This is a genomic window from Pseudomonas asiatica, from assembly GCF_040214835.1.
GTDB lineage: Bacteria > Pseudomonadota > Gammaproteobacteria > Pseudomonadales > Pseudomonadaceae > Aquipseudomonas > Aquipseudomonas putida_Z.
This window is the reverse complement of sequence record NZ_CP157874.1, coordinates 4,163,449-4,176,121: the sequence shown is the minus strand read 5'-3', so window position 1 is coordinate 4,176,121 and position 12,673 is coordinate 4,163,449. Positions and strand designations below refer to the sequence as shown.

The window sequence follows — 12,673 nt, the reverse complement described above, 5'->3', positions numbered from 1 at the left end:
CCCTATGGCCGAAACCGTAATCGGGTCGCACAACCAAGTGACCGTCGTCCTGCTTGGGCATGAACAGCCGGACCATCGTGCCCGAGCCATCCATTACTATCGCCAGGCGGGCATTCCCTGCCTGGCCCTGGAGCCACTGCAGGCGGACACCGCGGGCGCGCAGTGCAGCGCCCGCCTGGCCCTGGCCTTGCAACAGGTCGCCACTCCGTTCGTGACCCTGGCCCTGGATGCCGATTTCGTGTTGGCGTCGGCCCTGCAGCAGGCCGCTGCCTGCTTGCATGCGCAACCTCAGGTGCAGGGCGCTCAGGGCTACGCGTTGGGCTATGCGCCGGGCAATGCCCAGGTGGCCTACCACAAGATGGGCTCGGCCTTCGAGGCCGCAGCCGATGACAGTGCGCGCGCACGCCTGCGCCAGTACGCCATGGCTGGTCAGCAGGCCTGGCGTGCGGTACTGCGGGTCGGGGCAGTGCAGGCGCTGCTCGACACCTTGCCGGGCGAGCTGGATTTCGCTGGCTGGCGCGTGGCCTTGTCTTGCGCCCTGGTCGCCGCAGGCAGAATCGCGCAACTGGCGCAGACCGATGTGGTCTGCGAGTTCGCGCCGAGCATGCTGACCCCCGTGGCTCGCGACGAACAGCTGACCCGTACCGTGCGCCTGCTGCGCGAATGGGGGGGCGAGCTGTGCAATGACGAGGCTGGTTTTGCCGTACTCAATCGTTTTGTGCGCGCGACCTACGACCAGGGCGAAGCACCTTTGCTGTTCACCTCGCCATGGGGCACGGTGATCGGCGAACCGGAGCGTATTTTCGAGCCGCGGCAGTATGTCGAGTTGCCTTACTACAATGGCGCGCTGTTCGAGCGCCTGAGCGCGCTGGAATTCCTCTGCCATGCCTGGCCGACCGGGCAAGCCCACCGCCAGGCGCTGGAGGGCACCTGGGTGCGCCAGCGCGAGTTGTTGCAGGTGCACCCCAACGACACCGCCGCAACCTTGCAGCAGCGTTACTGGAAAGCGTTGGCGCTGGGCTTGTTCAACCTGGAGGTCTGCCAGCGCCTGGTACCGACCCTCACCGGCAATGACGATGGTGAGCGCGCCCGCGAACTGGGTGATTGGCTTGCGCGCCTGGAGGCGGTGCCCGGTATCGATGGCAACGGCTGGTTGCGCAGTACGGGGTCTGGCCAGGTGCTTGACGCGCTGGCCGCTGCCACGCCGGACAGGGCCGCACAGCAGCGCCTGTTGGCACACCTGAACAAGCGCCCGGGGGCGCAGGTCACTTTCGTGATTGTCGACCTGGGCGACGACGACCTGGCGTTGCAGGCGACCTTCGACAGCCTGCTGGCCAGCGGGTTGCGCCAGTTCAAACTGGTGGTGCTCAAGGGTGGCAAGCCGCCGGCGATCACCACCGCCCGCGATACCCTGCATTTCGTGCAAGTCAATGAAAGCAACTGGGTCACCCACCTCAACCAGCAAGTGCGTCAACTGAGCAGCGATTGGCTGATGTTGCTGGAGGCCGGCGATACCTTGGTCAGCGGTGGCTTGCTGCGCTTGCAGCAGGAGCTGGCCGAAGCCCCGGGTTGCCAGGCGGTCTGTGCCAATGAAGTGCAGCGTGACACCGAGGGCCGCCTGCATGGCGTGGTTCGCCCAGGCAGCAACCTCGACCTGCTGCGTGCACAACCGGGGCTGATGTCGCGGCATTGGTGCGTGCGCCGCGAGACCGTGGTGGAGTTGGGTGGCTACAGCGAAACCTGCCGCCATGCATTGGAGTTCGACTTGCTGTTGCGCCTGGTGGAGCAGCATGGGCAGGGCGGCCTGGCCCACATGGACGAATACCTCGTGGTGGGCAGCCAGGCGACGCCGGCGCTGCAGGCCGATGCGCTGCTTACGCTCAAGCGGCACCTGACGCTGCTGGGTTACCGTGGTGAAGTGCACGACCAGGGCGAGGCTGGCCTGGTGGTGGACTTCCGCCATTCGGCCACACCGCTGGTGAGCATTCTGGTGGCCGCCGAAGGTGACGTGCAGCGTTTGCAGGCTTGCCTGACCAGCGTCCTGCAGCGCACCCGTTACCCGCGCTACGAGCTGCGGGTTGCCTGTAATTCCGAACACGCCGAAGCTACCGCTGCCGCGCTGCAAGGGTTTGGCCAGCGTGTCGTGCTGCTGGCAGGCACGGCGAGCGGGCGTGAGGCGTTGCTCAACCTGGCGGCGGAACAGGCTCGGGGTGAATACCTGCTGCTGCTTGCCGAGCACTGCGAAGTGATTTCGCCGGCCTGGATCGAAGGGTTGCTCAACGAGGGGCTCAGGCCTGAAGTAGGTGTCGTCGGCGCCCGTTTGCTCGCGCGCGACGGCACGGTTGTGCATGCTGGCTTCGACTTGTTGCAGGGGCCGGTGCTGCACCAGCCATGGCAGGGCATGTCGGTGGTGGACTGTGGCAAGGCACGCTGGCCAGCGTCGGTGCGCAACTGCGCCGCGGTTTCCGCCGACTGCATGTTGCTGCGCCGTGATCTGTTCGACCATTGCGGTGGCCTGCAGCCGTTACGGGCTTTCGACCTGGACGTCTGCCTGGCGGCGGCGGCGGCGGGCTTGCTGGTGGCCTGGACGCCTGTGGCGCAGCTGTTCGACGATGCGCCGAACGTGGCCGACCCGGTGGCCTGTGGCGTGTTGCAGGCGCGTTGGCCTGACGCGTTTGCCAGCACTTGGGCCTGTGATGCGCTGAGTCCTGCGCGTCAGCACTGAGCCAGGCATTCGGCCAGCGTCGTCTGGCAATGCGGCAAAAAAAAATCCGCTACCTGTCGTGGGTAGCGGATTTTTCATTGCCTGGCGGCAGTGGCGGCTGAGTGCGCGACTCAGCCACCATCGATCAACCTGGCAGCCAGGCCGTCGACAGCCTCTGCAGGTAGGCTGCGTCAGCCATGGCTGCCTGGCCCACCTGTGCACGCAGTGCCGCGCCTTGGTGGTTCCGGGCTGGCTCATCGTCGACCAAGGCAGTGATGGCGTCGTTCCAGGCCGATACTTCATTGGCCGCACGTGTGACGCACAGGCTGGCGGGCAGGGTGGCTACGTCGCTGCAGGCCACCGCATAGCCGCAGGCGCCGAGTTGCATCAGTGCCAAAGCGTCGTCGTAGACAGCCTGGGTGCTGTCGCTGCGAATCAGCAGGGCAGCATCAAGGTTCAGGCTGGCCAGCAGCCTGGGCGAATGCTGTACCTGTGCCGGGTGCAGTTCGCGGGCATGCTGTTGCAGGTGTGCCGGTACATCTCCCCAAAGTACCCAGTCCACGCGTGAGGCCCAGTGACGAACCACCTGCTCGGCCAGTTCGGCCGAGGCCGGGTCGTTGCCGAGGAAGGCACAGCCGAGGCGAGGCTTGCCTTCGAGTCGAACAGGTCGCGGCAGGTCTGCCCATTGTCCATCGAGTCGGTTGTCGATGACCTGGATATCGTCATGCAGGCCCTCGAGATTGTTGGCCAGTGCCTGGCTGCAGACCACGATGCGGTCCACCATGCGCGCCGCTTGCTCGAGGGTGTCGCGTTCTGCGGCGGTGTTCGGCAGGGCAGTCACCTGAAGGATCTTGAACGCCGACGACAGGCCCAGCATCTGGCTCAGGCGCGGCAGCCGGCGAGCGTCGCAGGTGTGCTGGAGCACGATCACGTCAGGGCGCAGGCGTTGCACTTCGACCGGGCTGAGCAGGCGATCGCTAACGCAGCCGTCGATCTGCCCTGTGTCACGCAGGTTGTTGAATGCCGCTTGCAGTTGCGCCGCAGCATGCTCGTCCTGGCTCGGGCAGGCCAGCACCACGGGCAGCGGCCGCCAGCACAACGGCCGCCAGCTCAGCTCCATCAAACGCTCGAATTCAAAGCCGCTGCCATGCAAGGAAAGGTGCCGGTTGTGTGCCGGATCGTTGGCCAGCTGGGGCAGCCACTTGGCATAGGCATTGTGCTGATCCTGGGCGAAGCGTTCGCGCATCTGCGGCAGTTTGCGCACTTGTGCCCAGCTGGCGCCCCCTTCATGAACCAGCGTGGCATGCGGCGTCCAGACGTTCAGGTAGCCCATCTCGACCAGCTTCAGGCACAAGTCGAGATCGTTGCAGGTGACCTGGAAGTGTTCTTCGTCCATGCCGTTGGCAGCCAGGTAAAGCGCTTTATCGACCATCAGGCAGCTGGCACTGACAGCGCTCATGCTCTGGTCGACGTGCAGGCGCTGCAGGTAGCCGCTGGCGTTGGCAGGTTGGTCCAGCGATGGGCTGCCGGCAGGGCCATGCAGGCCGCCGATAAGCCCGGCGTGCTGGATACGCCCTGCAGGTGTCAGTAATTTGGCCCCGACTGCGCCGACTTCAGGGCGTTGGGCGTGGTTGAGCAATTCGTCCAGCCAATGCTCGTCGAGCACAGCCACATCGTTGTTCATCAACACCAGGTATTCACCGCGGGCCTGCCCTGCGGCGAAGTTGTTGATGGCGCTGAAGTTGAACGGCCCAGGGTAGCGCAGCACGCTCAGGCGGTCCTGGCCGATCATGGCCATGTTGTTCAGCCAGTCATGGGTCTGCTGATCCTGGCTGTCGTTGTCGACCAGGATGATTTCAAAATGTGGGTAGCCTGTCTTTTCCAGCAGGCTTTCCACGCAGCGTTGCAGCAGGGCCAGGTTGTCGCGGGTCGGGATAACGATCGATACAAGCGGTTGCTGCGCATGACCGTACTTGATGTGGTAATGGCGAGCGGGGCTTTCCAGCACTTGCGCGTTGACGTAGCCGCGGTTGGCCAGATGTCGGCTGATGGCATTTCGCTCGTCGGCGTTGTCTTCGATCAAAGGGGTGTTGCTGACGATGAAGGCTTCATCGAGGTGAGCAATGCCGGCCAGGCCGTCCTGTTCGATCAGGCGCAGGGTCAGGTCCAGTTCCAATGCACGTGGCAGGCTCGGGTCGTAGCCGCCGACCTGCAGCGCCAAGGTTCGCCGTACCAGCCAGTGGGACGCCATGGCCAGCGGCAGGCTCAGCAGGTAGTCGAGGTTGACGCCTGGGCGCAATACGGCGCCAGGGCCTTCGGCGGAGCGGAACATGCCATCGCAGTACAGCATGCGGCAGCCTTCGGCACCGGCAAGTTCCAGGTCCAGCATCAGGGCGCCGGACGGCAGGATCTCGTCACCAGCGTCGAGCAGCATCATCCAGTCGCTGTCTTCGCGTTGCAGGGCCTCGTTCAGTTCGAGGGCGCCCGGGGCCGTGCAATGCAGCCAGCGCACACCTGCGGCAAGTGCTGGTGGCGCTGTCCGGGTGCTGAGCACCACGGTGCTCAGGCGGATGGAGGACGACGTGCGCCACCAGGCGATGCTGTCGAGCGTGTCCTGAAGTGCGGCGGCATCGCCTTTTTCATCGCGTACCAGCAAGGTCAGGCTGGTCAGCCCCGACAGTTGCTGGCGACGTGCCTCGGTCAGCTGCTGCTGCACGGGGGTGAGTTGGCGCTGCAGCAGCCAGTCCCTGACTGAAGGCACCTGGCTTTGCACAACGTGGCGCACCGCCGCGCGCTGGGTGGTATCGATGAACCGCTGCAGTTGCGGCCAGAACGCCCGCTCGATATCCAGCCAGCGCATACGCGCTTGCATCACGCTTGCGCGGGCGCGCTCCAGCCCCCCGGGCTCGTGGTACAAGGCCGAACCGGCGTTACCGAACTGTTCGACGAATGGCTGGGCCGTGACATGGCCGCCTGGCATGTAGATGACCGGGCAGCCGCACAGCATGGCTTCTGTGCAGGTGGCGGAAATCTCGTAGCTGTACAGCACCGAGGCCTGACGGAAGATCTGCGCCAGTTGCGCAAGTGTCTTCGGGTTGGCCAGGCTCAGCACTTCGATGTCGTCCGGCAGCAGCGAGTAGTCGACCTTGGTCTTGTCGAAGCGATTGAGGTAGAGGTAGTGACCGCGACGTTCGATCGGCTCGGCAGGTGGCGAGAACAGTTCCGAGTCGATTACCGGCAGCAGCAGCAGGTCGTCGCTCTTGGCATTACCGCGAAAATCCTGGGTGTAGTAGAAGAACAGGTCCGATTCCCGGGCATCGATGGCCCTGCCGGTCAGGAAGCCTTCACGGTTGAGGATGTAGCGGGCCACGATCGGTGCGCCGATCGGGTTGCCATCGGCGACTTCCGGGTACACCGCGATGGGGGCCAGGCCAAGGGCCATGTGGCGCAGGCGGATCTCATCGGTGAGGATCGGCGTGCGCAGTGCTGGGTTGACCTTGCAATGAGTCACGTAGGCTTCATGACCTGCCAGGTTCAGGGCGTGGCAAAGGTAATGCAGCACGCACACACCGGAAGAGGTTTCGCGGTAATCGGGTGCGCAGATGTAGTAGGGGTGGCGCGGCTTGCCGTGCAGGCTTGCAGGGGTCATGTTCAGTTCTCGCAGACGACGTAGACGCTGGCGCACAGGTCCGGGTAGACCATGCCGAGGGCCTGGCAGGCATCCATGAATCGATCGTCGATCAGTTGACTCTGCAGGGCCTTGTCCAGCTGGAAGTTGGCCAGAGGCTTGAAGAACACGCCGCCTCGCTGGCGCACGGTCCAGCCGGCGCCACGTACTTCCTGCTCAAGGGTGTCGAGGCTGTAGGTCACGCGGTGGCCGTGCAGGCGCTCGCCTTCGGTGACGGCGCTGTTGTGCTCGATAAGACCCATCTTCACCGCGATCTGGCGCGATGGTGCGTTGGCGTTGGGGACGGCGATGAACAGCCGACCGCCGGGCGCCAGCCAGCCACGCACACGCTCCAGCACGCCACGGCGGTCGTCCAGGTGTTCCAGCGTGTGGATCAGGAAAATGTTGCTGTAGCGCGGTTCGACCTGGGCTTGTTCGAACGTGCTGCAGATGAACTGGATGGGCGCATCGACACGCTTGCGCGTCACCTCGATCAGGTCGCTGGCCGCCTCGATCACCGTCAGGTCGGGGAAACGCTTGGCGAACAGGGCGGTGAAGGCGCCTTCGAAGCAGCCCATCTCCAGCGCCGGGCCGTTGACCAGCCAGGGCGAGAAGGTGTCCAGCATGTAGCCCCTGAGCCGCGCATCGAAATCATAGAAATAGCTGCGGTGCGCGTTGTCCTGGAACTCTTTGTTGTAGTCGCGTGTGGTCATGGGGCTCATCCCTGGTTCTTGCGGTAAAAGCGCTGATCTTCAGGCTGGTACCACTCATGAAGGGTTGTCGGGGTACGGGCATACCAGCCGAGCAGTTGTTGGACCGCAGGCGGTTGCGAGACGCAGAAGGCTTCGCCGAGCGCCCGGCAGTAGTCGAATTGCGGCTTGAAATGGCTGCGGGTGAAGGTCAGGGTAAGGCAGCGGCGGGGCAGGGTGGTGCGGTTGACCCCGGCGGCGTGCCAGATGCGCGAATCGAACAGGTAGATCGAGCCTGCGCGGCCCAGGGCCGTGTGCGCCTGGGCTTCAAAAATGGCGTCGGTGGGCTTGTGCGGGGCGCCATGTGAACCCGGCAGGAACAGTGTTGCACCGTTGTCGGCGGTGAAGTCGTCCAGCAGCACCAGGGCCTGGGCCATCTGCATGTTCTCGGCAGACCACGAACGGACATCACGGTGCACGTTGCGTACGTAGGCATCGGTACTGTTCAGGTTGTTCAAGCCGCCAAAGGAGTTGAGTATCGGCACACCGCCGAGCATGTGCGCGAGGGTGTCGACCAGCCCCCAGTCGGCGAACCTGGCCAGCAGTTCAGGGAAGTGGCTGTCACGGGTGATGATGTGGTGGGCCGTCTGTTCCGTGCGCTGGGTGATGCCGTTTTCCAGTTGTACCTGGCGGCATCGCTCGATGGCCGTGGCCAGGTCGTTGCGCAAATGGTCGAGCAGCGGTTGGGCGATCAGGCCGGGTACGCAAGCGTAGCCATTGCGCTGCAGGGTTTCGTGCAGTGCATTCATCGGCCTTGCTCCTGCTCATCGCGCCAGTGGCGATAGTCTTCGGCGGTGACGCCGAGCAGGATCCGGTCCCAGCGTTGCCCTTTTCGATAGTACCACTGGCGCTGGACCCCTTCGATGGACCACGGCACCTTGCGCGTGTAGGTGGCGAGGGAGGCTTCGTTGTATTCGATGATGGTCGTCCACAGGCGATGCAGGCCCAGTTCATCGAAGGCGTAGCGCATGACCGTGCTGATCACCTCGGTGCCATAGCCTTGGCCACGCAGTGAACTGTCGCCGATCATCATGCCGTGCTCTGCCGTGCCGTTCTTCCAGTCGATCCCCACCAGGTTGGCCGTGCCGATCAGGCCGTGCTGGGCGACCTCGATACCAAAGCGTTGATTCAGCGGGTCACCCTTGAGGCCTAGCAGCCAATCCCGCTGAGCTTCGCGCGAGACGGGGAAGTGCCAGCCGCCCAGCAGGCTCCACAGGGCTTCATCGTTGGACCAGCGGTGCAACATGGGCAGGTCTTCGAGTTCCAGTGCTCTGAGCACGATGCGTTGGCCGTTGATGCTCATGGTGTCCTCATATGCAGGATGACGGCGTCGGCCAGGCGGTGCATGTCCGTGGCCCCGTAGCGTTGGTCCATCGGCAGTGGCAACAGGCATTCGGCCAGATGCCGCTCCAGCGCGGGTGTCGTCGGGTTGTCGATCAGTTCCCGCCAGTAGCAGGGAACATAGATGGCTTGGTCGAGCAGGTGCCTGCGCAGGCGGTTTGCCTGGGCAGGCGAATCGAGCAGCAGCGGGTAGCACAGGGCTGCAGGCAGCTCGCCGGGCCAGGCGCTGAAGCGATTGCAGCCGTCCAGCCGCTCGCGCAACAGGCTCAGATTGTTGCGGCGCCGGTCAGCCACGCTTGCATAGTCGATGCTGTCGAGGATGCGCGCGGTGCTGGCAGACATGGCTCGAACGCCTTGCTCGGCCAGTGCTGCCTCATTTGCCTGATATTCGTTGTAGTGCTGCTCGGCCGCCTGCTCGAGCCTTCCGAGCAGTGCCGCGAAGCGGTAGCGCGAAGCGCTGGGCTGTGCCTCGGGCATCCGGGCGGGGCCATTGACCAGCCAGCCACCATCGGCCACACCGACGAACTTGCGCGGCGAGTAGAGGGTGGCAATGCCTGGCAATGCCTGGCTGAACAATGCCTGGGAGTTGTCGATGATCAACTGCTGCCCGTAGCGGGGCGCGAGCACCCGGCGGACGTAGTCGGCCTTGAGCCCGAAGTAGTCGACGTACAACAGACCTTCGTCGGCAGCCACGTCAGGCAGGGCGGCCAGGGAGAGTTCGGCGTCCAGCGTGTAGCGGCACACTTCGATGTCCAGGCCGGCCAGCGCTTGTTCAAGGACGGCGCAGATATAGTGGGGGAGGTGGACACGGCGCAGATCACGTGCCTGCATCAAGGCGCGAAAGGCCGAGCGGGCACTGTTGAACGCCTTGGCTTGTGGGTAGGGGTGCTGGCCGCTGCGCAGTTCCAGTTCGAAATAGCCGCCTATGGCCTCAGGCACTTTGGATTTCTCCGAGTCTGGCCCAGGCACCCACCACTTCTGGCTCCTGGAACATCAAGGCGTCGAGGATCGACAGCCCGGCAACGAAGGGTTGGCTGTCGCTGCCCTGGGAATATGGGGGCAGCGTGGCGCCAAGCAGTTCCAGGGTGATGCCGGCTTGCTGGAATGCCTCGGCCTGGTACAAGTGCCCGCCACCGATCGGGTTGAGGTAATGGGTTGCGCCGCACGCCTGAACGATCTGAATGACCCGCTCCTGGCTCGAGGCCTCGCCGGTGATGGGCAGCGCGCTTGCGCGTGATATCGGTGTGTCGATGCCGAGCAGCGTGCAGCAGGCCTTGAGCAGGCGCTCATCAAGCGTTGCGATGCTGTCAGCGGGCGGGGTGAGCAGCGCTTCCAGCCAGGCCATCACCGGCGCGCGACGGGGCGCCTTGCGGTAGGCGAAGTCGAGCTTGTTGAGCAGGTCGGCGAGCTCGAACTGTTCGGCAATGCGCCGCTGCATGATGTGCTGGGTATGGCTGGCCTTGGCCAGGGCGATACGAAACCACTTGGCTTCGCCGTCGAGCAGATAACGGTTGCGCTCGATCCAGCCATTCTTGATGAATTGCACATTGTCATAGAGGACAAAGTGATCCGCAGCAGCGATCAGCTGGAAATAACCCAGGTATGGCAGGAAGTACGGCTGCATCAAGGCAACCCGATGACGCCCGGGCGAACGGGGGGCGGTCTGTCGGGTCATGCCTGGCGAGCCTGCAGCAGGATATCGATGATCTGTTCCTGGGATGGTACGTCCAGGTCCGGATAGATCGGCAGGCACAGCACCTGGCTCGAGATCCTCAGGGCGTTGGGCAGGCGTTCCAGATTGGAGCTGGCCAGGCCCCGGTACATGGGGAATTCGCAGATCAGTGGGTAGAAGTAACGGCGCACCAGGATGTCCTGGTCGCGATAGCGCTGGTACAGCGCATCGCGCGAGATACCGAAGCGTTGTTCATCGATCAGGATGGGGCAATAGGCGTAGTTCCAGTCGAGCCCTTCCGGCTGTTGCAGCAGGGAGATACCGGCGACGTCTTCCAGGGCCCGGCGGTAGCGCTCGAAGACCTGGCGGCGGCGCTGCAGGGCATCATCGATGTGGCGCAGTTGCAACACACCGAACGCTGCCTGGATCTCGTTCATCTTGCCGTTGATGCCGGTGGCCATGATCACGGTTTCATCGACAAAGCCGAAATTCTTCAGGAAATCGATACGGCGCTTGAGCTTTTCGTCCTGGCAGATGATTGCACCGCCCTCGAAGGTGTTGAATACCTTGGTGGCGTGGAAGCTGAGGATCGACAGGTCGCCATTGTCGAGAATGCTGCGCCCGTCCTGGCGTACACCAAAGGCGTGGGCGGCGTCATAGATCACCTTCAGGCCGTAGGTGTCTGCGATCTCCTGGATGGCACCGATGTCGCAAGGGATGCCATAGCAATGGACCGGGAGAATTGCCGTGGTCTCAGGGGTGATCGCTTCGATGACGCGTTGTGGGTCCAGGTTGTTGGTACGCGGATCGATGTCGACGAAGACTGGCTTGAGGTTGTTCCACAAAAGCGAATGGGCTGTGGCGACGAAGGAGTAGGGGGTGGTGATGACTTCGCCCGTCACGCGTAGCGCCTGCAGCGCTGTCACCAGCGCCAGGGTGCCATTGGAGAACAGCGATATGTGCTTGACGCCCAGGTATTCGGCCAGCTCACTTTCCAGCTGTTGATGGAACGGCCCTGCATTGGTCAGGCGCTTGCTTTCCCAGATACTCTCCAGATAAGGAAGGAACTCTTCCAGGGGAGGCAGGAGAGGGCTGGTTACGGTGATCGGTTTGGCCATGGCGGCACTGCTCGTTTTTTCGGTTATAGAAGCAGGGCAAGCTGGACCCTGCCGCTGTACAACGTGCGCAGACGAGGTTTCGCCATGAAACCGACGGCCGGCACCGGGTTGATGGGTTGATAGCAAGAAGTCGGCCAACCTTCTCCATTGGTATGATTGTGTTCAATCTGTCGTTGATCGTGACTTGGCAGTCGAAACGTGCATCTTTAATCTATTGAGTCTGTGGGTAGTCCCGTCGCCGTGGGGTGCAAGTTCTGGCAGCCATGGCCGCGTTACCTGCGAATTTTTGCCATTTCCATCGGGAAGCCACAATGATTGGCATCAAAAGCATCGCCAGTTACGTACCTGTAGAAGGCGTGGATAACTACGCTCAGGGTGCGAAATTCGGCAAGGATCAGGATTTCATCTTCGGCAAGATCGGTTCGACCTTCTTGCCGCGCAAGGATGCGGCCCAGGAAACCTCTGACCTGTGCGTCGAGGCGGCCAGGACGCTGTTCGCTGCCAATCCATCGCTTGACCCGGCGGCCATCGATGCGGTGATCGTGGTCACTCAGAATGGTGATGCCGAAGGCCTGCCGCATACGGCCGCGATCGTCCAGCACAAGCTGGGGCTGTCGACGCATGTCGCGGCGTTCGATGTTTCCCTGGGCTGCTCCGGCTACGTCTACGGGTTGTATGCGATGAAGGGCTTCATGGAAGCAGCGGGCCTGAAGAATGGCCTGCTGATTACCGCCGACCCCTATTCGAAGATCGTCGATCCCGAGGATCGCAACACGACCATGTTGTTCGGGGATGCCGCGACCGCGACCTGGATGGGCGAGGATGCTGCCTGGCAGCTCGGCAAATCGCTGTTCGGCAGCGATGGTGCAGGTGCCGAGCACTTGCGCACCACCGACGGCAAGTTCTTCATGAACGGCCGTCAGGTCTACAACTTCGCCCTGGTCAAAGTGCCTGCGCACCTGCAGCAGTTGCTCGAGGCCAGCCAGTTGCGCGCCGAGGACATCGACCTGTACTGCCTGCATCAGGGCAGCGCGGCGATCGTTGATGCCGTGTCTGCGCGCTTCGACGAGGGCGCGCACAAGCAGAAGTTCGTCAAGGACATGGTCGAGACCGGCAATACCGTGTCGTCGAGCATCCCGTTGCTGCTGGAAAAGCACGTGATGAACTCGCAGCACAAGCGCGTTGCGCTCAGTGGCTTCGGCGTCGGCCTGTCCTGGGGGTCGGCGATCATCGAGCGCAACGGCTGATCGAGCGTCACCCTCGCGTTATCAAAGAAGCGCTGCCCGGCCTCGGGCCGCGCTTCTTTCGTTTCTGATGATGGTTTTCTGGCGTCAAACCCTTGATTTCATTGGGATGGCCGGATGCCAGCAAAAAAAGTGAGAAATCGCCCTAAAGCAAACTGCCCTGACGACGATAAACATT

The 12,673-nt window shown here is 63.2% G+C and carries 9 protein-coding genes; 2 read left to right on the top strand and 7 right to left on the bottom strand.

The window, feature by feature from the left end; translation table 11 throughout:
- Nucleotides 1–4: 4 nt before the first annotated feature.
- Entirely contained in the window at nt 5–2,725 is a 2,721-nt protein-coding gene (locus tag ABNP31_RS18685) for a glycosyltransferase (protein WP_350012650.1), read from the top strand.
- 124 nt (nt 2,726–2,849) lie between these two features.
- On the opposite strand, the gene ABNP31_RS18680 is transcribed toward ABNP31_RS18685, so the two are convergent.
- The 7 genes from ABNP31_RS18680 to ABNP31_RS18650 are packed head-to-tail and all read right to left on the bottom strand — an operon-like array spanning nt 2,850 to nt 11,251.
- Complete coding sequence (locus tag ABNP31_RS18680) at nt 2,850–6,353, bottom strand: glycosyltransferase family 2 protein (protein ID WP_350012649.1); 3,504 nt, start codon at nt 6,351–6,353, stop codon at nt 2,850–2,852.
- Between the two features lie 2 nt (nt 6,354–6,355).
- Entirely contained in the window at nt 6,356–7,084 is a 729-nt protein-coding gene (locus ABNP31_RS18675; protein WP_085589204.1) for a class I SAM-dependent methyltransferase, read from the bottom strand.
- Between the two features lie 5 nt (nt 7,085–7,089).
- The gene (locus ABNP31_RS18670; protein WP_350012648.1) at nt 7,090–7,869 is read right to left on the bottom strand and encodes a phytanoyl-CoA dioxygenase family protein; all 780 of its coding nucleotides are present in this window, start codon (nt 7,867–7,869) and stop codon (nt 7,090–7,092) included.
- Nucleotides 7,866–8,423: a GNAT family N-acetyltransferase gene (locus ABNP31_RS18665; RefSeq protein WP_085589037.1), complete on the bottom strand. Its 558-nt coding sequence runs from the start codon at nt 8,421–8,423 to the stop codon at nt 7,866–7,868. Before ABNP31_RS18665 ends, ABNP31_RS18670 begins: the two co-directional genes overlap by 4 nt.
- Nucleotides 8,420–9,400 carry a hypothetical protein gene (locus ABNP31_RS18660; RefSeq protein WP_238066710.1) on the bottom strand — a complete coding sequence of 327 codons (981 nt, stop codon included), beginning with the start codon at nt 9,398–9,400 and terminating at the stop codon, nt 8,420–8,422. Before ABNP31_RS18660 ends, ABNP31_RS18665 begins: the two co-directional genes overlap by 4 nt.
- On the bottom strand, nt 9,393–10,136 hold the full coding sequence (locus ABNP31_RS18655) for a WbqC family protein (RefSeq protein WP_176240863.1): 744 nt from the start codon (nt 10,134–10,136) through the stop codon (nt 9,393–9,395). The genes ABNP31_RS18660 and ABNP31_RS18655 overlap by 8 nt, the downstream gene beginning before the upstream one ends.
- Complete coding sequence (locus tag ABNP31_RS18650) at nt 10,133–11,251, bottom strand: DegT/DnrJ/EryC1/StrS family aminotransferase (RefSeq protein WP_350012647.1); 1,119 nt, start codon at nt 11,249–11,251, stop codon at nt 10,133–10,135. The genes ABNP31_RS18655 and ABNP31_RS18650 overlap by 4 nt, the downstream gene beginning before the upstream one ends.
- 311 nt (nt 11,252–11,562) lie before the next feature.
- Between ABNP31_RS18650 and ABNP31_RS18645 the strand changes: the two genes are divergently transcribed.
- Nucleotides 11,563–12,498 (top strand): ketoacyl-ACP synthase III, encoded by a 936-nt coding sequence (locus tag ABNP31_RS18645; RefSeq protein WP_085589029.1) that lies wholly within the window; start codon nt 11,563–11,565, stop codon nt 12,496–12,498.
- The last annotated feature ends 175 nt before the right edge of the window (nt 12,499–12,673 follow it).